Annotated in this window: 19 protein-coding genes; 16 read left to right on the forward strand and 3 right to left on the reverse strand. The window is 65.8% G+C overall.

Annotated features, from left to right (window positions below; all coding sequences use genetic code 11):
- Positions 1 to 58 precede the first annotated feature (58 nt).
- The 12 genes from murC to N2605_RS08365 all read left to right on the forward strand — a co-directional run bounded on the left by murC (position 59) and on the right by N2605_RS08365 (position 17,609).
- Positions 59 to 1,462 (forward strand): UDP-N-acetylmuramate--L-alanine ligase, encoded by a 1,404-nt coding sequence (gene murC / locus N2605_RS08310; protein ID WP_260346274.1) that lies wholly within the window; start codon positions 59 to 61, stop codon positions 1,460 to 1,462.
- Between the two features lie 4 nt (positions 1,463 to 1,466).
- Entirely contained in the window at positions 1,467 to 2,384 is a 918-nt protein-coding gene (gene murB, locus N2605_RS08315) for a UDP-N-acetylmuramate dehydrogenase (protein ID WP_225112586.1), read from the forward strand.
- Between the two features lie 147 nt (positions 2,385 to 2,531).
- The gene (locus N2605_RS08320; RefSeq protein ID WP_225155735.1) at positions 2,532 to 3,518 is read left to right on the forward strand and encodes a D-alanine--D-alanine ligase family protein; all 987 of its coding nucleotides are present in this window, start codon (positions 2,532 to 2,534) and stop codon (positions 3,516 to 3,518) included.
- A 350-nt stretch (positions 3,519 to 3,868) separates the two neighbouring features.
- Positions 3,869 to 4,897 carry a cell division protein FtsQ/DivIB gene (locus tag N2605_RS08325; RefSeq protein WP_057026921.1) on the forward strand — a complete coding sequence of 343 codons (1,029 nt, stop codon included), beginning with the start codon at positions 3,869 to 3,871 and terminating at the stop codon, positions 4,895 to 4,897.
- Positions 4,894 to 6,216 (forward strand): cell division protein FtsA, encoded by a 1,323-nt coding sequence (ftsA, locus tag N2605_RS08330; protein WP_036003557.1) that lies wholly within the window; start codon positions 4,894 to 4,896, stop codon positions 6,214 to 6,216. Before N2605_RS08325 ends, ftsA begins: the two co-directional genes overlap by 4 nt.
- An 87-nt stretch (positions 6,217 to 6,303) precedes the next feature.
- Positions 6,304 to 8,091, forward strand: coding sequence for a cell division protein FtsZ (gene ftsZ / locus N2605_RS08335; protein WP_074447532.1), 1,788 nt, complete (start codon positions 6,304 to 6,306; stop codon positions 8,089 to 8,091).
- A 364-nt stretch (positions 8,092 to 8,455) separates the two neighbouring features.
- Positions 8,456 to 9,418, forward strand: coding sequence for a UDP-3-O-acyl-N-acetylglucosamine deacetylase (gene lpxC, locus N2605_RS08340; protein ID WP_036028336.1), 963 nt, complete (start codon positions 8,456 to 8,458; stop codon positions 9,416 to 9,418).
- A 243-nt stretch (positions 9,419 to 9,661) separates the two neighbouring features.
- Positions 9,662 to 10,552 carry an outer membrane protein assembly factor BamD gene (locus tag N2605_RS08345; RefSeq protein ID WP_036028334.1) on the forward strand — a complete coding sequence of 297 codons (891 nt, stop codon included), beginning with the start codon at positions 9,662 to 9,664 and terminating at the stop codon, positions 10,550 to 10,552.
- 13 nt (positions 10,553 to 10,565) lie between these two features.
- On the forward strand, positions 10,566 to 12,239 hold the full coding sequence (gene recN, locus N2605_RS08350) for a DNA repair protein RecN (RefSeq protein ID WP_036003579.1): 1,674 nt from the start codon (positions 10,566 to 10,568) through the stop codon (positions 12,237 to 12,239).
- Between the two features lie 164 nt (positions 12,240 to 12,403).
- Positions 12,404 to 14,557, forward strand: coding sequence for an NAD-dependent DNA ligase LigA (gene ligA, locus N2605_RS08355; RefSeq protein ID WP_260346275.1), 2,154 nt, complete (start codon positions 12,404 to 12,406; stop codon positions 14,555 to 14,557).
- Between the two features lie 310 nt (positions 14,558 to 14,867).
- Positions 14,868 to 16,316, forward strand: coding sequence for a cell wall hydrolase (locus N2605_RS08360; RefSeq protein WP_260346276.1), 1,449 nt, complete (start codon positions 14,868 to 14,870; stop codon positions 16,314 to 16,316).
- A gap of 138 nt (positions 16,317 to 16,454) precedes the next feature.
- Complete coding sequence (locus N2605_RS08365; protein ID WP_036046927.1) at positions 16,455 to 17,609, forward strand: IS4 family transposase; 1,155 nt, start codon at positions 16,455 to 16,457, stop codon at positions 17,607 to 17,609.
- Positions 17,610 to 17,705: 96 nt separating this feature from the next.
- Here the strand turns inward: N2605_RS08365 and nadC are convergent, their stop codons facing one another.
- Genes nadC through nadA form a run of 3 tightly spaced genes read right to left on the reverse strand, consistent with a single transcriptional unit; the run spans position 17,706 to position 21,317 of the window.
- Entirely contained in the window at positions 17,706 to 18,584 is an 879-nt protein-coding gene (gene nadC, locus N2605_RS08370; RefSeq protein WP_260346277.1) for a carboxylating nicotinate-nucleotide diphosphorylase, read from the reverse strand.
- A 10-nt stretch (positions 18,585 to 18,594) separates the two neighbouring features.
- On the reverse strand, positions 18,595 to 20,199 hold the full coding sequence (locus tag N2605_RS08375; protein ID WP_260346278.1) for an L-aspartate oxidase: 1,605 nt from the start codon (positions 20,197 to 20,199) through the stop codon (positions 18,595 to 18,597).
- A gap of 11 nt (positions 20,200 to 20,210) precedes the next feature.
- The gene (gene nadA, locus N2605_RS08380; RefSeq protein WP_260346279.1) at positions 20,211 to 21,317 is read right to left on the reverse strand and encodes a quinolinate synthase NadA; all 1,107 of its coding nucleotides are present in this window, start codon (positions 21,315 to 21,317) and stop codon (positions 20,211 to 20,213) included.
- A gap of 339 nt (positions 21,318 to 21,656) precedes the next feature.
- Between nadA and N2605_RS08385 the strand changes: the two genes are divergently transcribed.
- The 4 genes from N2605_RS08385 (at position 21,657) to N2605_RS08400 (ending at position 25,049) form a co-directional block, all read left to right on the forward strand.
- Positions 21,657 to 22,910: an MFS transporter gene (locus N2605_RS08385; RefSeq protein WP_036028320.1), complete on the forward strand. Its 1,254-nt coding sequence runs from the start codon at positions 21,657 to 21,659 to the stop codon at positions 22,908 to 22,910.
- Positions 22,911 to 22,952: 42 nt separating this feature from the next.
- Positions 22,953 to 23,939, forward strand: a complete 987-nt coding sequence (acuI, locus tag N2605_RS08390; protein WP_128263697.1) for an acrylyl-CoA reductase (NADPH) — start codon at positions 22,953 to 22,955, stop codon at positions 23,937 to 23,939.
- Between the two features lie 114 nt (positions 23,940 to 24,053).
- On the forward strand, positions 24,054 to 24,641 hold the full coding sequence (locus tag N2605_RS08395; RefSeq protein WP_036028315.1) for a hypothetical protein: 588 nt from the start codon (positions 24,054 to 24,056) through the stop codon (positions 24,639 to 24,641).
- Between the two features lie 162 nt (positions 24,642 to 24,803).
- On the forward strand, positions 24,804 to 25,049 hold the full coding sequence (locus N2605_RS08400) for a DUF6894 family protein (RefSeq protein ID WP_036003604.1): 246 nt from the start codon (positions 24,804 to 24,806) through the stop codon (positions 25,047 to 25,049).
- Positions 25,050 to 25,123 lie beyond the last annotated feature (74 nt).

A 25,123-nucleotide genomic window follows, 5' to 3' on the forward strand; every position in this document is an offset into this window, starting at 1 on the left:
TGGCGTCGCGGAGTACTGGATCGTCCGCCTTCGCGGACGATGACCCCAAGGAAACCACATGAGACTGCCGCGCGAGATCGGACCCATCCACTTCGTCGGGATCGGCGGGATCGGCATGAGCGGCATCGCCGAGGTGCTGGCCAATCTCGGCTATGCCGTGCAGGGCTCGGACGCCGCCGACAATTACAATCTCGACCGTCTGCGCAAGAAGGGCGCGAAAGTGTCGGTCGGCCACAAGGCCGAGAATATCGCCGGCGCCGAGGTCGTGGTCGTGTCTTCCGCGATCAAGCGCGACAATCCGGAACTGATGGCGGCGCGCGAGAGGCGCATTCCCGTGGTGCGCCGCGCCGAGATGCTGGCCGAGCTGATGCGGTTGAAGAGCTGCGTCGCCATCGCCGGCACCCACGGCAAGACCACCACGACGACGATGGTCGCCACGCTGCTCGACGCCGGCGGGCTCGACCCGACCGTGATCAACGGCGGCATCATCAACGCCTACGGCTCCAACGCGCGGCTTGGCGCCGGCGACTGGATGGTGGTCGAGGCCGACGAGAGCGACGGCACGTTCCTGAAGCTGCCGACCGATGTCGCGATCGTCACCAATGTCGACCCCGAGCACCTCGATCACTTCAAGACCTTCGAGGCCGTGCAGGACGCGTTTCGTCACTTCGTCGAGAACCTGCCGTTCTACGGCTTTGCCGTGATGTGCATCGATCATCCCGTGGTGCAGAGCCTCGTCGGCAAGATCGAGGACCGTCGCATCATCACCTATGGCGAGAATCCGCAGGCCGATGCGCGGCTGGTCGATCTCACCGCCGGCGGTGGCGGCTCGAAATTCAAGGTCGTGATCCGTGACCGCAAGACCGGCACCACGCATGAGATCGCCGATCTCGCGCTGCCGATGCCGGGCCGGCACAATGCTTCCAACGCGACGGCGGCGATCGCGGTCGCGCACGAACTCGGCGTGTCTGACGAGGCGATCCGCAAGGCGCTGGCGGGCTTCGGCGGCGTCAAGCGGCGCTTCACCAAGACCGGCGAGTGGAACGGCGTCACCGTGATCGATGATTACGGCCATCACCCCGTGGAGATCGCAGCCGTGCTGAAGGCCGCGCGCGATTCTTACACCGGCAAGGTGATCGCGGTGGTGCAGCCGCATCGCTACACCCGCCTGCAATCGCTGTTCGAGGAGTTCTGCACCTGCTTCAACGATGCCGATGCGGTCGTCGTCGCCGACGTCTATGCTGCCGGCGAGGCGCCGATCGAAGGCATCGACCGCGACCATTTCGTCGCCGGCCTGCGCGCCCACGGCCATCGCGAGGTGATCCCGCTGCCCAATGCCGGCGAACTAGCCAAAATCGTTCATGGCATCGCCAAGAGCGGCGATCTCGTTGTGTGTCTCGGCGCCGGCAACATCACGCAATGGGCGTATGCGCTGCCGGACCAGTTGAAGGCGCTGGGGTAGCGCGGTGGGATTTCCCGACATCACCCCTTCACTCAAAGCCGCGATGCCCGAGCTTCGCGGGCGGCTGTTGGCGAACCAGTCGCTGGCCGAGCTCACCTGGTTTCGCGTCGGCGGTCCCGCGCAGGTGCTGTTCACGCCGGCGGACGAGGACGATCTCGCTTACTTCCTGGCGCATCTCGCCTCCGCCATTCCCGTCTACGTCATCGGGGTCGGCTCCAATCTGATCGTGCGCGACGGCGGCATTGCCGGCGTCGTCATTCGTCTCGCGCCGCGCGCCTTCGGCGAGGCGACTGCGAGCGGCGACATCGTCACGGCCGGCACGGCTGCGCTCGACAAGCGCGTGGCCGAAGTTGCGGCCTCCGCCAATATCAGTGGGCTCGAATTCTATTTCGGCATTCCCGGCACGATCGGTGGTGCGTTGCGCATGAATGCCGGCGCCAATGGCGACGAGACCAAGGACGTGCTGATCGAGGCGAGGGGCATCGGGCGCGACGGCACCAAGCACGTCTTCTCCAACGCCGAGATGAAGTTCGTCTACCGCTCCAGCGGCGTCGATCCCTCCATCATCTTCACCTCCGCGCGCTTTCGCGGCGAGATCAGGGATGCGGAGGCGATCCGCGCGCGCATGGCGGAGGTGCAGAGCCATCGCGAGACCGCGCAGCCGATCCGCGAGAAAACCGGCGGCTCGACTTTCAAGAATCCGCCCGGCCATTCCGCCTGGAAGCTGATTGACGCCGCCGGCTGCCGCGGCCTGCGCGTCGGCGGCGCGCAGGTCTCGGAGATGCACTGCAACTTCCTGATCAACACGGGCGAGGCCACCGCGCACGACATCGAGACGCTGGGCGAGACGGTACGTGCACGCGTGAAGGCGAATTCCGGAATCGAGCTACACTGGGAAATCAAGCGGATCGGGGTTTCATGATCACCGTCGTTCCGGAGCGCGACGAAGTCGCGAGCTATGGTGCGCAATTGCGCACCCGAGTATCCATACTCACGATCGTGGTTATGGATTCCGGGCCTGCGCCTTTCGGCGCATCCCGGAATGACGATACACATGGGTGACAGAAACATGCGCATCACCATCCTCTTCGGCGGCTCCAACCGCGAGCGTCTCGTCTCGGTTGCCACAGCCCAGGCGCTGCATCAGGCGCTGCCCGAGGCTGACCTCTGGTGGTGGGACGTCGAGGACAAGGTGCACGTCGTGCAGTCGAAGCAGCTGCTCGAGCATGCCCGCCCGTTCGAGGACGAATTCAAGCCGGGCACGCGCGGCGTCCCGCTCGCGCAGGCGCTCGACCGGGCCAAGGCTGAGGATCGCGTGCTGGTGCTCGGCCTGCACGGCGGGCGGGCCGAGAACGGCGAATTGCAGGTGATGTGCGAGGCGCGCGGCGTGCCCTTCACCGGCTCGGGCTCGGCGTCGTCGCATCTGGCCTTCGACAAGATCGCAGCCAAGCGCTTCGCCGCGCTCGGCGGCGTGACGCCGCCGGAAAATCTTGCGCTCGATGATATCGACGAGGCTTTCGCCGAGTATGGAAGGCTGATCGCAAAGCCCGCGCGCGACGGGTCGAGCTACGGCCTGATCTTCGTCAATGCCAAGCAGGACCTCGTCGCTGTCCGCAACGCAGCGAAGCATGAAGAGTACGTCATCGAACCCTACATCGTCGGCGTGGAGGCGACCTGCGGTGTGCTGGAGCGCACCGACGGCTCGATCATCTCGCTGCCGCCGATCGAGATCATTCCGGGCGAGGGCAATTTCGACTACGCGGCGAAATATCTTCTGAAATCGACCCAGGAGATCTGCCCCGGCCGCTTCGCACCCGAGATCACCGCCGCGCTTAAGGAGCAGGCGATGCTGGCCCATTGCGCAATGTCCTGCACCGGCTACTCCCGCTCTGACTTCATCGTCTCGGACAAGGGCCTCGTCTATCTCGAAACCAACACGCTGCCCGGGCTGACCAAGTCCTCGCTCTACCCCAAGGCGCTGAAAGCCGAAGGCATCGAGTTCGTCGACTTCCTGCGCGGCCTGGTCGAGCTCGCCTGCCAGCGCGTGCGGAAATAGTCAGGACTGGTTAACGGCCGGACCGGCGAAACGGGCCGGTTTGGTGGCCAAAACCGGTAAAATGCCGGACATGGCGGCGCAAATGCCAGATATCGCGAGGCAAAATGCGCAGGTCGTTAACGAATTTTACCTTTTGTTTACCAGGACGTCCGAAGGTTAACGCTGGCGGCGCATATGGCGCTTTGGCTGCCGGCGCGTGAGCTGTCGCGGGTGATGTCACCTCCAGCGAACGCTTTGAAGGGGAGAGGTTTTCTTCTGCTGAAGACCAGCACCCGGCCCGGCAAGTCCGAGACGTCATGTTCGCCAGGATCCGCGCGATGTCGCGGGCAAACTGTTGACGAGCTCGTGCAATGGATGGTGCAGGACGCCTCACCCGATCGGTTTTGAGATCGCTGAGGCCTCAAGCTGACCTGAAGGCGGCCGCTATCGGAGCGGTCGTGCTTCTGCGCGAGTGGGTGCAGGACAGGCACGAAGCGGCGCGCGCTGCCGCCAGGGACAAGGCCAAAGCCAAAGCCCAGGCCAAGGCCGCCGTCGAGCGCGAGCCGCCGCCGCGCCTGGTCGCGCTGGTCGAGCGCTATCTGCCGCGCCGGGTCGGCCTCAGCATGACCGTGCTGCTGTTGATCGGCAGCTGCGGCTTCGGCATCGTCAAGGGCGGCCACCTCCAGGATTTCGTCACCGCGGTCAGCGATGCCCGCAATGCGCTGGCCAATTCCGCCGGCTTCCGCATCACCTCCGTCGTGATCAACGGCCGCAAGCAGCTGACCCAGGACGAGATCCTCGCGATCGGCGGCGTCAGCGGTCGCTCCTCGCTGCTGTTCCTCGATGCCGAGGCGGTGCGCGACAAGCTCAAGGCCAATCCCTGGATCGCGGATGCGACCGTGCTGAAGCTCTATCCGGGCCAGCTCATGATCGAGCTCACCGAGCGCAAGGCGTTCGCGCTGTGGCAGGAGGCCGGCCGGCTCTCCGTCATCGCCGACGACGGCGCCGTGCTCGAGCCCTATGTCTCGCGCCGCTTCCTGTCGCTGCCGCTCGTGGTCGGCAAGGGCGCCGAGACCCAGGCTCGCGATTTCCTGGCGCTGCTGGCGCGCTACCCGCAGGTCCATTCGGTGACCAAGGCCGCGATCTACGTCGGCGAGCGGCGCTGGAACCTGCGGCTCAAGGACGGTCTCGACATTCGCCTGCCCGAGCAGGACGTCGGCAACGCGCTTGCGATGCTGTCGAAGCTCGACAAGGAGGACAGGCTGTTCTCGCGCGATATCGTCGCCGTCGACATGCGCCTGCCGGACCGGCTGGTGGTGCAGCTCTCCGAGGACGCCGCCAAGGCGCGCGAGGAGCTGTTCAAGGACAAGAAGAAAAAGAAGGCCGGGGATTCCGCATGACCGGTCTCGATCGCACCCAGACGCCGAAGACGCGCCCGATGCCGCACAAGCGCGGCGGCATCGTCGCCTGCCTCGACATCGGCACCAGCAAGATCGCCTGCATGATCGCGCGGCTGAAGCCGTCGCCGCCGAGCGATGCGCTGCGCGGCCGCACACATGCGGTGGAATTGATCGGCTACAGCCAGATCCAGGCGCGCGGCATGAAGGCCGGCGCGGTGATCGATCTCGGCGAATGCGAGCAGGCGGTGCGCCAGGCCGTCGGGCTCGCGGAGAAGATGGCCAAGGTGCGGGTCGAGTCCGTGCTGTTGTCGGTCTCCGGCGGCCGGCTCGCCGGCCAGCTGGTCGAGGCTGCCGCCGACATTCGTGGCGGCGCCGTGACGCCGGCCGACGTCAGTCGCGTCACCTCCACCGGCATGCGCCACGCCACCGGCGAAGGCCGGACCGTGCTGCACGCCCTGCCGGTCGGCTACACGCTCGATGGTGTCAAAGGAATCCGCGATCCCCGCGGCATGGTCGCGCACCAGTTCGGCGTCGACATGAACGTCGTCACCTGCGACGCCACCGTGGCGCGGAACCTGATGCTGGCCGTGGAGCGCTGCCACATCAATGTCGAAGCCATGGCAGCCAGCCCCTATGTGGCCGGACTGTCGGTGCTGACCGACGACGAGGCCGATCTCGGCGCCGCTGTCGTCGAGATGGGCGCCGGCACCACCACGATTGCCGTTTATTCGGGCGGCCGCTTCGTGCATGCGGCGGGTTTTGCGGTCGGCGGGCAACACATCACGATGGATCTTGCGCGCGGACTCTCGGCGACCATTGCCGATGCCGAGCGAATCAAGACCTTATACGGTACCGTCATCACCGGCGGATCGGACTCGCGTGAGCTGATGTCTGTGCCGACAGCCGGTGACGAGCAGGATCTGCCGCAGATCGTCTCCCGCGCCACCATCGCGAACATCGTCAAGCACCGTGCCGAGGAAGTCTTCGAAATGGTTCGGGACAAGCTGAAGGATTCGCCCTTCGCCGCAGAGCCGAACGGCCGCGTCGTGCTCTCGGGCGGGGCCTCCCAGCTGACCGGCCTCGTCGATCTTGGCACCCGGATTCTCGGCCGGCCCGTGCGGGTCGGTCGTCCGCTCGGTTTCGGCCGGCTTCCCAACGAGGCGAAGAACGCCGCGTTCGCGGTGCCGGCCGGACTTCTGGTCTACCCGCAATATGTTCACCTCGAACATGTCGAACCGCGGCATACGCGGCAGCAGATCAAGACAGGGACCGGCGGATATTTCGGAAAGGTCGGACGATGGCTACGCGAGGGCTTCTGATGACCGCTTTCCGCAATCTTCGATTTTCACCAACTCCCGCGGCCACCGGCCGGGGCGAACCCACGCGCGCGTGATCGAGAGGCAACCATGACCATCAGCATCAATGTTCCTGATATTCACGAACTGAAGCCCCGGATCACCGTGTTCGGCGTCGGCGGCGCCGGCGGCAACGCCGTCAACAACATGATCACGGCGGGCCTGCAGGGCGTCGACTTCGTGGTCGCCAACACCGACGCGCAGGCGCTGACGATGTCGAAAGCGCAGCGCATCGTGCAGATGGGCACGGCCGTCACGCAAGGCCTCGGCGCCGGCTCGCAGCCGAACGTCGGCGCCGCGGCAGCGGAAGAGGTGATCGACGAGCTGCGCGACCATCTCTCGGGCGCCAACATGGTGTTCGTCACCGCAGGCATGGGCGGCGGCACCGGCACGGGTGCAGCTCCCGTCATCGCCAAGACCGCGCGCGACATGGGCATCCTCACCGTCGGCGTGGTGACCAAGCCGTTCCACTTCGAGGGCCAGCGCCGCATGCGCACGGCCGAAGCCGGCATCTCCGAGCTGCACAAGGTCGTGGATACGCTCCTGATCATCCCGAACCAGAACCTGTTCCGGGTCGCCAACGAGAAGACCACCTTCGCTGACGCCTTCGCGATGGCCGACCAGGTGCTCTATTCGGGCGTCGCCTGCATCACCGACCTGATGGTCAAGGAAGGCCTGATCAACCTCGACTTCGCCGACGTCCGCGCCGTCATGCGCGAGATGGGCAAGGCGATGATGGGCACCGGCGAAGCCTCCGGCGACAAGCGCGCGCTGACCGCCGCGGAAGCCGCGATCGCCAACCCGCTGATTGACGACTCGTCGATGAAGGGCGCCAAGGGCCTCCTCATCTCCATCACCGGCGGCAAGGACCTCACTTTGTTCGAGGTCGACGAAGCCGCGACCCGCATCCGCGAGGAAGTCGACCAGGACGCCAACATCATCGTCGGCGCCACCTTCGACGAAGCGCTCGACGGTCTGATCCGCGTCTCGGTGGTCGCCACCGGCATCGAGCAGGCCGCGATCGCCCGCAACAGCCAGGCCACCTCTGCGCCCGTCGCCAACCCGGCACCGCAGATGCAGCAGGCTGCCGCCCCGGCCGCCGCCGCCGAGAGCCGTCTCGCCGACCTGACCGCCCGGCTGCGTGCCGACAATCAGCGTCTGGCCGAGCGCGCTCAGAAGCTGGAAGCCCAGACCCCGGCCGCCGCGCCGGCTCCGGCTGCCGCCGCGCCCCGTCCGAACGTCGAGCGTGCTGCGCTCGCCGCGATCGCCGCTGCCGTTTCCGAGGTGCCGCAGCCGCCCGCGCCACAGACTTATGGCGACGTCACCGTGCGCCCGATCGCGCAGAAGCCGACCCTGTTCCCGGAGGCCGACATGGCCCCGGTCGCGGTGCAGGAGCCGATGACGCCTGATACCTTCATCCCGCCGCAGGCCGAGCGTCCGGCCCGCGCGCCGCGCATGCCGCGAATCGAGGAGCTGCCGATGCCGGCGCAAGCCGAGATTCGGCAGGCCCGCGGCGAGGCTGAGGAGGAGACCCCGCAGAAGACCCGCCTGTCGCTGCTGCAGCGCCTCGCCAATGTCGGCCTCGGCCGTCGCGACGAGGAAAGCGAGCCACCGGTCGCGGCCCGCACCGCCGGTCCCGCCATGCCGCCGCTGCCCGAGCGCAGGCCGCAGAAGACCGTGGCGCAGCAGATCGCGTCCAACGAGCCGGTATCGGAGTATGCCCGCCGTCCCGCGCCGCAGGGTCTGGACGTCCATGGCCGCCCCGCGCCTGTTGCGCCGGCGCCACAGGGTGACGACCATCTTGATATCCCGGCCTTCCTGCGGCGGCAGGCGACCTGAGGATTGTTACAATAAGGCAGACAAAAAAAGGTCCCGGCGAGGAGCTCGCCGGGACCTTTCCTTTTGTCCCGGGCATGTCCGGATTGAGCAGCCAAACAACTGATTTTAAATGATTAATTACGGCTTCGGTGGTTCAGTAGAACTGCCGATAGCGGTCCCGAAACCCGGCGCAATTTGGTTAAGCCTTGGCGCGAATACGGCAGGTTTGGGGTAACAATCGGTAAAAAAGCGTGAGTTGGCGCTGTTTGAGGCTGCAACTATGGTTTGCCGTGACTTGGGGATACGGAGATTCGGTAGCGTCGGCTCTGGCCGGCCAAGCGGGTCTCGTATAAGTCGCAGTGGGTCTTAGTGGGGCGGGTTCCTGATGAAATTTAGCCGGCAAACAACGCTTCGTGCGCAAGCCTCTGTGGCAGGCGTGGGCGTTCATTCCGGTCTTCCTGTCACTCTCACGCTTGGGCCTGCGCCTGTCGACGCGGGTTTTATTTTTGTCCGGACCGGACTTGAGGGAAGTGACCGCGAAGTTCAGGCCACCGCCGAGCAGGTGATTGCGACTGACTTTGCCACCGTCCTCGGCGACCGCAACGGTCCGCTGGTGTCCACCGCCGAGCATGTCCTTGCTGCACTGCGGGGAATGGGTGTCGACAACGCTACCATCGAGATCGACGGTCCCGAAGTCCCGATCATGGACGGCAGCGCCGCCGCCTTCATCGCGGCAATCGACCAGGCCGGCATCGTCACCCAGCCGGCGCAGCGCCGCTTCATCCAGGTTCTGAAGCCGATCTCGGTCAAGATCGGCGACTCCTTCGGCGAGATCAGGCCCCACACCAACGGGTTCCGCGTCGAGGTCGAGATCGATTTCACCAATCCCGTCATCGGCCAGCAGGCTTACGCCTTCGACCTCAATCCGGAAGGTTTCCGCCGCGAAGTCGGCCGGGCTCGGACCTTCGGCCTGATGAACGATGTCGCGCGGCTGTGGAGCGCGGGCTATGCCCTCGGCGCCTCCTTCGACAACACCGTCGTGTTCGATGACGAGCGGCTGCTCAATACCGAAGGCCTGCGCTACGCCGATGAATGCGCCCGTCACAAGGTGCTGGACGTGATCGGCGACCTCTCGCTGGCCGGCCTGCCGCTGCTTGGCGCCTACCGCTCGGTGCGTGGCGGCCACAAGCTCAACCACGCCGTCCTGACGGCGCTGCTCGCCGACCGGACCGCCTGGCGGGTGGTCGAGGGCGAGGCTGCCCGCCGCACCACGCGTGCCGTGGGCGAGGTCGGTCGCGGCATCGTCGGCGGCCGGGTCGCTGCGGCCTTCGGACCGGATGTGTCCTGACGCGGCCTGCCGCCTTCAGAACGCGGTTGGCGGCCCCCCGGGAAACTCCTGGTAACCATGATCGGCTAGCATTGCGGCAGGTTCGCCTTAATCCGGGCGAAATGCCTCCCTATCCGGTTCGTTAACGATCGTTTTCGGATACATCGGCGTGGTCGCATGGCAGGCACCACGGTTACATTTCGCGCCCATGAGGGGTTCGTGGGCTGGCGGACACCGCATCACAGGGCGTCAGGGCTTAAACTCATGTCGGCACAGCGTATGACGCGCGGATATTTCTCGGTCTCGTCGCGAGCCCGCGGGCTGATTCAGGCCGTCACCTTCATCGTTCTTGCGCTGCCGCTCGCCGGATGCGGCACGGGCGCGCTCTGGGACAAGTTCACCGCCAAGGATGACACCTTCGTCGAGGAGCCCGCCGACAAGATCTACAATGAGGGCCTGTACCTCATGAACGAGAAGAAGGACATGAAGGCGGCGAACAAGAAGTTCGAAGAGGTCGACCGCCAGCATCCTTATTCCGACTGGGCCCGCAAGTCGCTGCTGATGTCGGCCTATGCGTCCTATCAGGGCGGCGATTATGACGGTTGCATCGGTGCCGCCACCCGCTACGTCACGCTGCATCCCGGCAGCCCGGATGCGGCCTATGCGCAATACCTGATCGCCGCCTCCCATTACGACCAGATCCCGGACATCAGCCGCGACCAGACCCGCACCGAAAAGGCGATCGCTGCGCTGGAAGAGGTGGTGCGCAAATATCCGAACTCGGAATATGCGACCTCGGCCAAGGCCAAGATCGAGGGCGCGCGCGACCAGCTCGCCGGCAAGGAAATGAATGTCGGCCGCTACTACGCCCAGAAGCGCGACTACACGGCCGCCATCAATCGTTACAAGACCGTCGTGACCCAGTACCAGACCACTCGCCATGTCGAGGAGGCGCTGTTCCGGCTCACCGAGGCCTATATGGCGATCGGCATCGTTGGCGAAGCGCAGACCGCGGCGGCGGTGCTTGGGCACAATTTTCCTGACAGCCGCTGGTACAAGGACGCCTATAATCTTGTAAAATCCGGCGGTCTCGAGCCGAGCGAGAATCAGGGGTCCTGGATCAGCCGGACCTTCAAGAAGATGGGTCTCGGCTAGGAAATTTGGTTCCATGCTGGCGCGTCTGTCGATCCGTGACATCGTCCTGATCGAACGGCTCGATATCGAATTCGCCTCCGGCCTCGCGGTTTTGACCGGCGAGACCGGTGCGGGCAAATCCATCCTGCTCGATGCCTTTGCGCTGGCGCTCGGCGGCCGCGGCGACGCCGGCCTCGTGCGTCACGGCGCGGAGCAGGGGCAGGTCACGGCCGTGTTCGATGTCCCGAAGAATCACCCTGCGACGAAGATACTGGCCGAGAATGGCCTCGACGACACCGGCGAGATGATTCTCCGGCGCGTGCAGCTCGCCGACGGCCGCACCCGCGCCTTCATCAACGACCAATCGATCAGCGTGCAGACGCTGAAGGCGGTCGGCACCGCCCTGGTCGAGATCCACGGCCAGCACGACGAGCGCGCGCTGGTCGATGCCGCCACCCACCGCCGCCTGCTCGACGCTTTTGCCGGCCTGGAGAAGGACGTCGCGGCCGTCGAAGCGCTCTGGGATGCGCGCCGCACCGCCAACACCGCGCTTGAGGAGCATCGCGCCGCCATGGAGCGCGCGGCGCGCGAGGCCGATTATCTGCGTCACGCCTCCGACGAGCTGAAGCAGCTCGCGCCCAAAGATGGCGAGGAAACCGCACTGGCCTCCCGCCGCACCACCATGATGCAGGGCGAGAAGATCGCCTCCGACCTGCGCGAGGCGCAGGAGGCGGTCGGCGGCAATCATTCGCCGGTTGCCGCGCTCTCGGCGGCGGTGCGCCGGCTGGAGCGCCGCGGCGTCAACTCGCCGGCGCTGGTCGAGCCCGCGGTAAAGGCAATCGACGCGGCGATCAACGCGCTGGAGGAGGCCGATCAGCATCTCCAGGCGGCGCTGGCCGCAACTGATTTCGATCCGGCCGAGCTCGAGCGCATCGAGGAACGGCTTTTTGCTTTGCGTGCGGCGTCTCGCAAATATTCGACCCCGGTTGACGGCCTCGCCGCGCTGGCCGCCAAATACGCCGCCGACGTCGTCCTGATCGATGCCGGCGCCTCGCGCTTGAAGAAGCTGGAGCAGGCCGCGATCGAGGCGGACAGCCGCTATGCGGCGGCCGCCAAGAAGCTGTCGCTGGCGCGGCAGAAGTCGGCCGAGAAGCTCAACAAGGCGGTCAATGCCGAGCTTGCCCCGCTCAAGCTCGAACGCGCGAGGTTCATGACCCAGGTCGAGACCGACGAGGCTGCGCCCGGGCCGCAAGGTTTCGATCGCGTCGAGTTCTGGGTGCAGACCAATCCGGGCACCAGACCGGGGCCCTTGATGAAGGTCGCTTCCGGCGGCGAGCTGTCGCGCTTCCTGCTCGCGCTCAAGGTCGTGCTGTCCGACCGCGGGTCGGCGCCGACGCTCGTCTTCGACGAGATCGACACCGGCGTCGGCGGCGCGGTCGCGGACGCCATCGGCGGGCGCCTGGCGCGGCTTGCCGGCAAGGTCCAGGTCATGGCCGTGACCCACGCCCCGCAGGTCGCCGCCCGCGCCGACCAGCACCTGCTCATCTCCAAGGACGCCCTCGACAAGGGCAAGCGCGTCGCCACCCGCGTCAATGCGCTCGCCGCCGACCACCGCCGCGAGGAGATCGCCCGCATGCTCGCCGGCGCCGAGATCACGGCCGAGGCGAGGGCTGCGGCGGAACGGCTGCTCAAGGCGGCGACGGCTTAGGCTTGTGTCCCGGACGCGCGTAGCGCGAGCCGGGACCCAGAATGCCTGCCGCGACATGGGCCCCGGCTCTGCAGCGCACCGCTGAAGGAGCGCTGCGCTGCGCCCGGGGCACGAGATTTCCACAAGCCTTTACCCTCCCGCCCGCTCCGTCGTATCCAAGCGCCATGGCCAGAGCAGCAAAATCCAAAGCAACACCGCTACGCGACGTCGCCGAGCTCACCAAGGCGCAGGCCAAGGTCGAGCATAAGCGGCTCGCCCTCGAGATCGAGGGGCACAACGAGCGCTACTATCAGGAGGACGCGCCCACCGTCACCGACGCCGAATATGACGCGCTGCGCCAGCGCCTCAACGCGATCGAGGCGCGTTTTCCCGAGTTCGTCACCGCGGACTCGCCCTCGCAGAAGGTCGGCGCCGCGCCGTCAGGGCGCTTCAAGAAAGTCCCGCATGCCGTGCCCATGCTGTCGCTCGACAACGCCTTTGCGGAGGAGGACGTGCGCGACTTCGTCGGCCGCATCGTGCGCTTCCTGAAGCTCGACGACGACAAGATCGACTTCTCCGCCGAGCCGAAGATCGACGGCCTTTCGATGTCGCTGCGCTACGAGGGTGGCGAGCTCCTCACCGCCGCGACGCGCGGCGACGGTGCGGTTGGCGAGGACGTCACCGCCAACATCCGTACGCTCGAAGACGTGCCGCAGAAGCTAAAGGGCCGCAACATCCCCGACATCTGCGAGGTGCGCGGCGAAGTTTACATGACCAAGAAGGCGTTCCTGGCGCTCAACGAACGGCAGAAGGCGGCAGGCGATACCATCTTCGCCAATCCGCGCAATTCGGCCGCCGGCTCGCTCCGCCAGAAGGACCCGACCATCACCGCCTCCCGTCCCCTCGGCTTCTTCGCCTATGCCTGGGGTCAGATGAGCGCGATGCCGGAAGACACGCAGAGCGGCATGATCGGCTGGTTCGAGCGCTGCGGCTTCAAGACCAATCCGCTCACCAAGCTCTGTCACTCGGTCGAGGAACTGCTCGCCTTTCATCATGCGATCGAGGAGCAGCGCGCGCGGCTCGACTACGACATCGACGGCGTCGTCTACAAGATCGACCGCATCGACTGGCAGGAGCGGCTCGGCTTCGTCTCGCGCACGCCGCGCTGGGGCATCGCGCACAAATTCCCGGCCGAGCGCGCCATGACGGTGCTGCGGGACATCGAGATCCAGGTCGGCCGCACCGGCTCGTTCACGCCGGTCGGCAAGCTCGAGCCGGTCGGCGTCGGCGGCGTGATCGTGCAGAACGTCACGCTGCACAACGAGGATTACATCAAGGGCATCGGCAACAAGGGCGAGGTGCTGCGCGAGGGGCGCGACATCAGGATCGGCGACACCGTGGTGATCCAGCGCGCCGGCGACGTCATCCCGCAGGTGGTCGACGTCGTCCTCGACAAGCGGCCGAAGACCGCCAGGGAATTCCACTTCCCGAAGAAGTGCCCGTGTCCGCTGCACACCGACGTCGTGCGCGAGGAGACGGCGACGGGCGAGGAGGGCTCGCGCGCCCGCTGCACCGGCGAGTTCGCCTGTCCCTACCAGAAGATCGAGCATCTGAAGCTGTTCGTGTCGCGGCGGGCCTTCGACATCGACGGCCTCGGCGAGAAGCAGCTCCAGTACTTCTTCGACGAGGGCTGGGTGAAGGAGCCCGCCGACATCTTTACGCTGGAGAAGCGCAACGCAAAACTCAAGCTCGAGGAGATCGAAGGCTACGGCGCGACCTCCGTGCGCAACCTGTTCGGCGCCATCGAGAGCCGGCGCAGGATCGCGCTGGAGCGCTTCATCTTCGCGCTCGGCATGCGCCATGTCGGCGAGACCACGGCGCTGGCGCTGGCGCGCGGCTACGGCTCGTGGGACGCCTTCCATGATGCCTGCCTCAAGGTTGCCAAGGGCGACGAGGAGGCGATCGCGGACATGGACGCGCTCGACCAGATCGGCGACACCGTGATCAAGAGCATCGCCGATTATTTCGGCGAGAGTCACAATCGCGGCATTGTCGAACGCCTGACCAAGGAGGTCGAGATCGTCGACGCCGAGAAGCCGAACAGCAATTCGGCCGTCGCCGGCAAGACCGTGGTGTTCACGGGCTCGCTGGAGAAGATGACACGGGATGAAGCCAAGGCGACGGCCGAGCGGCTCGGGGCCAAGGTGTCGGGCTCGGTTTCGAAAAAGACCGATCTCGTCGTCGCGGGCCCCGGCGCCGGCTCGAAGCTCGCGGACGCCAACAAGCACGGCGTCAAGGTGCTGACCGAAGACGAGTGGTTGAAGCTGATCGCCGAGTGAGGGGCGCGTTGGCCCCTCGCAACCGTCGTCATCGCACAGGCGCTCCCCCAACAGCTTCCCGTGATGGTACGCGGGGGCGCAAGAGTTCCTTCACCATTCGCGTTGACCCGATGTTTACCGCTTCACGTGAGGCCGCATTTACCAATGCGCGACGTCGCCCCGTGAAAACACCTGCATTCGCTTGAGTGTGCCGCCTGCGCAACGCCGATTAACGCCCCGGCAACCTAAATTGGATACTCACAATAAAGATCGAATTGCACGGATGTACTGAGTTCGATCGAACCAGCGTAAGCGTAGCGTGAGCGTATCGATGTCTGTGTTGCGTAACCATCCGAAGGGCGCGCGGTTCGCGTCCTTCGGCATCGGTCTCTGCATCTTCGCATTGATGCCGAGAGAGACCGGCTATCAGGACATTGCCTCGTTGCTGGCGCGCCAACCCGGCGTCGCCGAGCGGTGGCAGAAGCAGGTGTTCTCCGCTGCGTCCTCGATCCAGCTTGCCACCTACAGTTTTTCCCGCCCCATCGGCACCTCGGTTCCGCAGAGCGCGATGGTTCGGCTCGCGAGCCTCGACGGCGGCGACGTCACCGGCGCAATCCGCCGCAATCCGGCGCTTCAGGCACCGCCGCGCTACCACGCATCCGACTTTCCCAAGGTCGATCGCGCCCTGAAGGGCGATCGCCTCGCAATCGTCACGCCGACGCAGTCGCCTGAGACGGCCGCGCCGGCTGCAGCACCGGCCAAGGAAGATCCCGCGACCTCGAACAGCTCGGTGTTCGGCGCCAAGACCGCCGCATTGCCGCCGGCGATGTCGCCGGAATCCGCGGCCCCGCTCGATCCCGAGCTGCAGGAGGCGATGCGCGCGCCGCCGCTGCCGCAATATTCCAATCCGCCGCAGGCGAGCGAGGCTGCGCGCGCGTTCGCGGTGCAGCCGCTAGAAGCGCTGAAGCGCGCCACGGCGCCGGCTGTTCCCGCGCGCGATCCTTTCAGCGTCAAGACATCGAGCCTGTTCTTCGGCAGCTCCTCGCTGGGCGGCAATCTCGAGACCATCGAGAGCTGGCAGCCCGGCGCCGAGCCGCTGATCGTGATGCCCGACCCCGACATGAAGGTGACGGCCTCGCTGACCCCGCCGACGGCGGAGATCGCCAAGGACATCGAGAGCGGCGAGAGCGTCGCGCCGAAGGGCGAGGTCAACGCCGACAACCAGCGCGGCAAGTCGCCGGCGGAGCGACTCGCGCTCGACGACAAGTCGCGCGCCAAGTCCGAAAAGTGTCTTGCCGAAGCCGTCTATTTCGAGGCCCGCGGCGAAGCCGTGCGCGGCCAGATTGCGGTGGCGCAAGTGGTGATGAACCGCGTCTTCTCCGGCAAATATCCCGACACCGTGTGCGGCGCGGTCTACCAGAACAAGCACCGTCACCTGGCCTGCCAGTTCACCTTCGCCTGCGACAACAATGCCGACGTGATCCGCGAGCCCGAAATGTGGGAGCGCGCCAAGAAGATCTCCAAGGCGATGCTCGACGGACAGATCTGGCTGCCCGAGGTCGGCAAGTCCACGCACTATCACGCCTACTGGGTGCGCCCGTCCTGGGTCGCCGAGATGAAGAAGCTGTACAAGACCGGCGTGCACACCTTCTATCGGCCGCGCAACTGGGGCGACGGCAGCGAGTTGCCGAGCTGGGGCACGCCGGCGCAAACCGCCGCGCTCTCCGCCGCGCTCGCGCAGGAAGCCAAGAGCTCCGCGGAGTTGGGCGAGCGGCGGTAGCGCCTACAAGTTGATCGTCATGCCCGGGCTTGTCCCACGGCTGTCCGGTTTAATTTTCATGGACAGGGCGCATGGCGTGGATTCTTCTACGGTCTTGAGCATCGCCAAATGTTCGAGACACGCCAGGAGAGTCCCGCCATGCGCCACCACAATACAGTATTTCACGGCATTCTGAACTTGGTGCCGTGGGGTGTTCTGGATCGGCTTGTGGACAGGTACCAGGCCAATAAGCGGGTGCGGCGGCTCAGCACACAGGATCAGTTTGTTGCGATGCTGTACGCGCAGCTTTCGGACGCCCAAAGCCTACGATCGATCGAAGCATCCTTCGAGAGCCATGCCGCACGGCTTTACCATCTCGGAACCAAAGAGCTGTCGCGATCGACTTTGGCTGACGCCAACGCCAAGCGGTCCAGCGCGGTGTTTGCCGAACTGTTGGCGGCGCTGATGGGCCGCTGCGAACGTGATCTTGCCGATAAAGTGGCCGAAGCGGTGTATCTGGTCGATTCGACCGGCTTTCGGCTGAACTCTCTGAGTTCCGATTGGGCGCGGTTTTGCTCCGGCGTGCATGGGGTCAAGCTGCATATCGTCTACAATCCGGACAGTGAGCGTCCGAGCTTCGCCGAGCTGACGCCCGCCAATGTCAACGACATCACCGTCGCCAAGGCTATGCCGATCCGCCCCGGGGCCACCTATATCTTCGACCTCGGCTACTACGACTATGGCTGGTGGGCTGAGCTCGACGCTGCGGGATGCCGCCTGGTGACCCGGCTCAAGGTCAACACGCCCCTGAGCGACATAGTTGAGAACAAGCTGCCTGAAGGCTCCTGCGCGCTCTCCGACCGCATAGGTCTGTTGCCTGCACGGCAGGCAAAGTCCCGCAAAAACCCCTTCAGGGATCCGGTGCGCGAGATCACGGTTCGCACCGAGACTGGCAAGATCCTGCGCATCGTGACCAATGATCTCGATGCCCCGGCCGACGAAATTGCTGAACTCTACAAGAGGCGCTGGCAGATCGAGCTGTTCTTCCGCTGGGTCAAGCACACTCTCAAAATCCGTCACTTCTTCGGCACGTCCGAGAATGCCGTGCGCATCCAGATCGCCATCGCGCTGATCGCCTTCCTGCTCTTGCGTTCGGCCCACAAAGCGCAACAAAGCGTCGAGAACCTTCTGATCTTCACCCGTCTGGTCGCTCAAAATCTCATGCAGCGGCGCCGGATCGATCACCTTCTCGACCTACCGCCCCCGATTATCAAAAATGACCGCCAGATGAGCCTAAGACTATGCCAAATTTAAACCGGACAGCCGTGGGCTTGTCCCGGGCATCCACGTTCTTCGTAACGCATGACGTTGATGGCCGGGACAAGCCCGGCCATGACGCGAGAAGTGCCATCACGCCTCGATGTCCAGCGCACAATCGAAATTCGGCGCAGAATGCGTCAGGGCGCCGGCCGACGCATAGTCGACGCCGGTGGCCGCGATGGCGGCGATCGAATCCAGCGTGACGCCGCCGGACGCCTCCAGCGCGAGGCGGCCCGCGTTGAGCCTCACCGCCTCGCGCAGCGCCGCAAGGTCCATATTATCGAGCAGCACCGCATCGGCCATCCCGCTCTCGAGCACCTCGCGCAGCTGCGCCAGCGTGTCGACCTCGATCTCGATCTTGACGAGATGGCCGGCATGGGCGCGGGCGCGCTCCAGCACCGGGCGGATGCCGCCGGCCACCGCAATGTGGTTGTCCTTGATCAGGATCGCATCGTCGAGCCCGAAGCGGTGGTTGAAGCCGCCGCCGCAGCGCACCGCGTATTTCTCCAGCGCCCGCAATCCCGGCGTGGTCTTGCGCGTGCAGCAGATGCGCATCCTGGTGCCTTCGGTGCGGGCGACATAGTCCGCGGTGAGCGTGGCGATGCCCGACAGCCGGCCGACGAAGTTCAGCGCGGTGCGCTCCGCCGTGAGAATGGCGCGCGCCGGGCCCGAGATCGTCAGCACGTGCTGGCCGCGCGCAACCCGCGCGGCATCGCGGACATGTGCGCGCACCTCGATCTCGGGCGAAAGCTTCTGCAAGGTCGCGAGCGCCAGCGGCAATCCGGCGATCACGCCGGACTGGCGCGCGACCAGGATGGCTTGCGCGCGCGTCGCCTCCGGGATCGTCGCCAGCGAGGTGATGTCGCCGGCGCGGCCGAGATCCTCGTCGAGCGCGCGCTCAACGGCGGTCTCGATGGCCAGCGGCGAAAGGAAGGCATCGGGATAGAGCAGTGAGGTCGGGGTGATCATGGGGCCTCCTTCAGGCGATCATGGATTGCACAAGGCGTGGCCGCGGGCGCTCGTCGAGGCTCTCCGCGACCTCGCGCGCCGCGGCGAGCGTGGTCATCGTTCTCTGCGCCAGCGCTGGGTTCTCGGCCGAGTGATCGGAACGGTAATGCGCACCGCGGCTTTCGTGCCGCGTCCAGGCCGCAACGGCGACGAGCAGAGCGGAGATCGCCATGTTGCCGAGGACGCCGTGTCCGGCCTCGCGCTCGAGTCTGGCGAAATGGCGCACGGCTTGCGCAAGCCCATCACCGTCGCGGATCACGCCGACATGCGCGCTCATCATTGCGCGCAGCCGCTTCACCTCCGCAGCATCCGGCGTGCCGGCGCGTGGTGTCACCAAAGACTCGGGAAGGCGTGCCGGCGGGGGCACAGTGCGGCCGGCGATGTCATCGGCAATGCGGGCGGCATAGACGACGGCTTCGAGCAGCGAATTCGAGGCAAGCCGGTTGGCGCCATGCGCGCCCGTGGAGGAGACTTCGCCGGCGGCCCAGAGGCCCTCGATCGAGCTGCGACCGCGCGCGTCCACCGCGATGCCGCCCATGTGGTAATGCGCGGCTGGCGCGATCGGAATCGGTTGCGTCGCGGGATCGATGCCGGCGGCGATGCAGCTCGCATGCACGGTCGGAAAACTCGTCGCGAAACGCGCGCCCAGCGCCTGTCGCGCATCGAGGAAGGCGCCGCGCCCGGCCGCGATCTCGGCGAACACGCCGCGGGCCACGATATCGCGGGGCGCGAGCTCCGCGAGCGGGTGGCGGGCGCTCATGAAGCGCTCGCCGTTGCCATTGATCAGCGTTGCCCCTTCGCCGCGCAGCGCTTCGGTGGCGAGCGGTGCCGGGTCGCGGCCGACCATGATGGCGGTTGGGTGGAACTGCACGAATTCAGGATCGGCAATCACGGCGCCGGCGCGGGCGGCGATCGCAAGGCCCGAGCCGCTCGCTTCCGACGGGTTGGTGGTGACGGCGTAGAGATGGCCGAGCCCACCTGTCGCAAGCACGACCGCGCGTGAGGCGAGCACGAGCGGCCGTGCCGCAGGATTGCCGGCCTCGCGCAATTGAAGCCCAGTGACCGCGCCGTCCTCGGTCAGCAGTGCTTCGGCGACGAAGCCTTCCATCAGGCAAATCGAGGGCGTGCGGCGCGCGGCCTCGCTCAAGGCCGCGATGATCGCGGCGCCGGCGCCATCGCCGCGCACATGCACGATGCGACTCGCGGAATGCGCAGCTTCGCGTCCGACCGCAAGCCTGCCGTCGAGATCGCGGTCGAACGGCACGCCATAGGCGAGAAGATCGTGGATGCGCGGCGCAGCCTCCCGCGCAATGCCGAGCGCAACGGCTTCGTCGACGAGGCCGCCGCCGACCGCGACGGTGTCGGCAGCGTGTGCCTCCGGCGTATCGCCTTCGGCGACGGCCGCCGCGATGCCGCCTTGCGCCCATGCCGAGGATGCACCGTGCCCGAGCGGGGCCGCCGAGATCAATGTCACCGGCCGCGGCGCGAGCTTCAGCGCGCAGAACAGTCCGGCAAGGCCGCCGCCGACGATGACGACGTCGTCGGTGCGGGCGCGGTCGTGGATGCCGTGTTGCATGTTACTCGCCCTCAATTTCTCAGATTGATCATGCGCTCGACCGAGTGCCGCGCGCGTTCCGCGAGCTCGGGGTCGATCGTCACCTCCTCGCGAAGCGTCAGCAGGCTTTCCAGGATGTTGGCGAGCGTGATGCGCTTCATGTGCGAGCAGAGATTGCAGGGGCGAAGCATCTCCACGTCGGGCAGCTCGGCCCGGACATTATCGGCCATCGAGCATTCCGTGATCATGACGAGCCGCCGCGGCCGCTTTGCCCGCACCCAGTTGATCATGTGCGCGGTCGAACCGGTGAAGTCGGCTTCCGCCAGCACGTCCGGCGGGCATTCCGGATGCGCGATGATCTGCACCGACGGATCGGCCTCGCGAAAGCTCCGCAGCTCTTCGCCCGTGAAGCGCTCGTGCACCTCGCAGGCGCCTTTCCAGGCGATGATCTTCACGTCGGTCTTCGACGCCACGTAAGTGGCGAGGTATCGGTCGGGCAGGAAGATCACGGTCGGGGCGTTCAGGCTCTCGACCACCTGCACCGCGTTCGAGGACGTGCAGCAGATGTCGACCTCGGCCTTCACCTCCGCCGAGGTGTTGACATAGGCGACAACAGGCACGCCGGGGAACTTCTCCCGCAGCAGCCGCACGTCCGCACCGGTGATGCTGGCGGCGAGCGAGCAGCCCGCGCGCGAATCCGGGATCAAGACGGTCTTGTCCGGATTGAGCAGCTTCGAGGTCTCCGCCATGAAGTGCACGCCGCATTGGACGATGATGCCGGCCTTCACCTTGGTGGCTTCGACCGCGAGCTGGAGCGAGTCGCCGCCGATATCGGCGACGCAGTGAAAGATCTCCGGAGCCTGATAGTTGTGGGCGAGGATGACTGCGCCCCGCGCGCGCTTGAGCTCGTTGATTGCGTGAATCGTCGGGGCCATCAGCGGCCATTCGATCGGCGGGATCACGTGCTTGACGCGGTCATAGAGCGGCGCGGTGGCGCGTTCGACCGCCGGCGACCATTCCAGGGACGGCATCGGCCATGTCGGTCCCGGAGGCACCGGGACGGGGCGCGGGGAGACGGTGGGTTGGCCTTGCGGCCGGTTGGCAAAGTCGTCGGGACCGTAAATTGCAGTGATCGGCATTGAAGCCTCCCAAGTGTGGCCATTATGCGTGGCATTATGCTCAGTTTGAGAATATAGTGGGCCCGAGAAAACCGGCCGAGCAGGCCGGACAGAAGCCATATATACTCAATATGAGTAAATCAGGCATAGCACGCACGCGCGAGTATCGCTAGGGCCTGCCCCACACATTCCCGTCACCGCGCACCTGTCAGGCGAGGTCGGATTGAAACGCAATGCTCCCGCGTCAGCTCTTCGTGGAATGCAATCGTTTTTGCCTTGGGATTTTCATGCATATGCATTAAACGGGCTGTCCCGCGGCTGCTGATTTGCGGCTCCGCCAAGGACAAGACGAGGACAACCATGTCGACACAGATCGGCGAGCTCGCTCCGGCCTCGCGTTCCTCCAACTGGCGTACCCCGGCCGTCATCATCCTCTGTGGTTGTGCCATCGGCATGCTCGGTTTCGGTCCGCGCTCGGCGCTCGGCTTCTTCGTGCAGCCGATGAGTCACGAATTCAGCTGGGGCCGTGACGTGTTCGGCCTCGCCATCGCCGTGCAGAATCTGTTGTGGGGACTGGGCCAGCCGTTCGCCGGTGCGGTCGCGGATCGCTTCGGCCTGTTCCGGGTGATGTGCGTCGGCGCGCTGCTCTATGCCGGCGGGCTGCTGTTGATGCGCTATTCCTCGACGCCGCTGTCGCTCAACATCGGCGCCGGGGTGATGATCGGCTTTGGCCTCGCCGGCTGTTCGTTCAATCTGGTTCTGTCGGCCTTCACCAAGCTCTTGCCCGCGGAGAAGCGCGGCATCGCGCTCGGCGCCGGCACGGCCGCGGGTTCGTTCGGGCAGTTCCTGTTCGCACCGATCGGCGTTGCCTTGATCGACAATTTCGGCTGGCAGCAGGCGCTCTCCGTGTTCGGCTTCCTGATGCTGCTGATCATCCCGCTCTCGCTGGCGCTCTCGACGCCGCCGGTGACAAGCGTGAACAGCGCAACGCCCGCGGATGACCAGACCATCACTAAGGCGCTTGCCGAAGCTTTCGGTCATCGCTCCTACGTGCTCCTGGTGCTGGGCTTCTTCACCTGCGGCTTTCAGCTGGCCTTCATCACCGTGCATCTGCCGGCGTTCCTGGTCGATCGCGGTATCACCGCACAAACCGGCGGCTGGGTGATCGCGGCGATCGGCCTGTTCAACATCATCGGATCGCTCAGCGTGGGGTATCTCCAGAACTACCTTCCCAAGCGCTACATCCTCTCGGCCATCTACTTCACGCGCGCGCTGGCGATCCTCGCTTTCATCTCGTTCCCGATCACGCCGTTCTCGGCGATCGCGTTCGGTGCAATCTCCGGCCTGACCTGGCTGTCGACGGTGCCGCCGACCTCGGCGCTGGTGGCGCTGATGTTCGGAACGCGCTGGCTCGCGACGCTCTACGGCTTTGCCTTCGTCAGCCATCAGGTAGGTGGCTTCCTGGGCGTCTGGCTCGGCGGCATCGTGTTCGAGAAGTTCGGGTCCTACACGCCGATCTGGTGGCTCTCGATCCTGTTCGGCGTGCTCTCGGCGCTGATCAATCTTCCGATCGTGGAAAAACCCGTTCAGCGGGCGGTTGCGCAGCCCGCCTGATCGGCTAAACATCCCCGACAAACAAAGTCAGGGAGTTCAGTCGTGGCCACATTCAAGGCTGTCAGGATCGACAAGGCGGACAAGGGCACCACCGCGCAGCTCGCGCAGTTCGACGAAACCGAGCTGATGGAGGGCGACGTCACCGTCCGTGTCGAATGGTCGACGCTGAACTACAAGGACGGCCTTGCGCTCACCGGCAAGGCGCCGGTGGTGCGCCGCTTCCCCATGATCGCCGGTATTGATTTCGCCGGCACGGTTGAAGCCTCCTCGCATCCGCAGTGGAAGGCGGGCGACAAGGTCGTCTGCACCGGCTGGGGCATGGGCGAGACCCATCTCGGCGCCTATGCCGAGAAGGCGCGGGTGAAGGGCGACTGGCTGGTCGCTCTTCCGCAAGGGCTATCGGCGCGCGACGCCATGGCGATCGGCACCGCCGGCTTCACCGCGATGCTCTCGGTGCTGGCGCTGGAGAAGCACGGCATCTCGCCGAAGAGCGGCCCGGTCGTGGTGACGGGCGCTGCCGGCGGCGTCGGCTCGGTCGCGATCGCCGTGCTCTCGAAGCTCGGCTACCACGTCATCGCTTCGACCGGCCGGGCCTCCGAGGCCGACTACCTGAAGCAGCTGGGGGCTGCCGAGATCATCGACCGCAACGAATTGTCGGCGCCGGCAAAGCCCCTCGCCAAGGAGCGCTGGGCCGGCGGCGTCGACAGCGTCGGCTCGACCACCCTCGCCAACCTGCTCTCGATGACGAAATATGGCGGCGCGATCGCGGCCTGCGGCCTGGCCGCCGGCATGGACCTGCCGTCCTCGGTGGCGCCGTTTATTTTGCGCGGAGTGTGCCTTCTCGGCATCGATTCGGTGATGTGCCCAATCGAGCCCCGGAAGGCCGCCTGGCAGCGCTTGGCCTCCGACCTGGACAGAACAAAACTCTCTGAAATTACTGAGGAAATTTCGCTCGACGAGGTTCAGGGCTGGGGCGCGAAAATCCTCGCCGGCCAGGTTCGCGGCCGCGTCGTGGTAAAAATTGTCTGACGGCGTTCAGACTTTACCAACCAAGCTGCTTCAATCTCGCCATGGTTCGTATGGTAAGCAGCGGGTAAAGAGATAAAGGCATCGCCCGCTGCGGGGGTTGGTTCGGAGTTGAGCATGCTTGCGCGTATTGTGTTGGGGGCTGTCACGGCGGCAGCGACGTTTGCGCCGGCCATCGCTGGAAGCATGAACGCCGACGAGGCGCGCCGCTTCGTGGCCGGCAAGGTGTTCGCCTTCACCTGTTTCGACGGCACCCGCGGGGCAGGCCGCATCCTCGACGATCTCGGCGCCGCCGGTGCGGTGCAATTCTCGGGCTCGGGCCCGGTCAAGCACCTCCGACTTCCCGGCAATACGCTCCAGATCCGCGGCCAGAACGTTTGCGCCTCGATCAAGGGCATTCCGTTCGAGCCCTGTTTCAACCTCGAAAAGACCGACGATCGCAGCTTCCGCGGCTCGGTGTCGGGCATGGGCTTCGCCTATTGCGACTTCCGTCACCAGGGCGGCAACCAAATGCTGATGGCGCGCGCTGCGGCGCGGCCGCGCTCGCTGCACAAGCCGGAGCACACCGGCACGGTTGCCGCCTCGACCACCGAGGTAGCCGCGCGCGTCGAGACACCGCGTGTCGAGGGCAGCCGGCTCGAGCCGGTGAAGTCCGAGCCGGCGAAGAACGAGGGACCGCTGGAGCTGCGCCGCTCCACGCAGTGAGCTCGCCTGCGCGAGACAACCCGCGCCATTGATCGTCGAAGGCATCATCGAACATCAAGCCGCCTGCGCCGTAGTCATACGGACGGCGGCTTTCATGCCTTGGTAGCTGTTCGGGCCGCAGTTTGCGCGCGCCGGGGGGCGGTCCCACGCAAGGGTTCAACCATGTCGCTCTATTTCTTCCGCATCAGCACCGGCCGTTATTCCGGCGCCGCCGACCTGCCGTACGAGTTCGAGGATCGCGCAGCCGCCTGGACCGAGATGACCGAGGTGTGCGCCAATCTGCTCAGCGGCATCGCGCGCGGCCTGAAGCCGAACGCCGAGTGGTGCATGGAGCTGCTCGATGAGGACAAGCAGCCGGTCTTTCGAATCAGCCTCGTCGGCGAGGCCATCGGATGTAAAGCGTCCTAGCTCCGACTTGAAGCTGCAATTTACAACTATGACGGGATCGTTTCCTTTCGCGCTCAATCATTTAGCGTGCAAAG

Source organism: Bradyrhizobium yuanmingense (assembly GCF_025200905.1).
Classification (GTDB): domain Bacteria; phylum Pseudomonadota; class Alphaproteobacteria; order Rhizobiales; family Xanthobacteraceae; genus Bradyrhizobium; species Bradyrhizobium yuanmingense.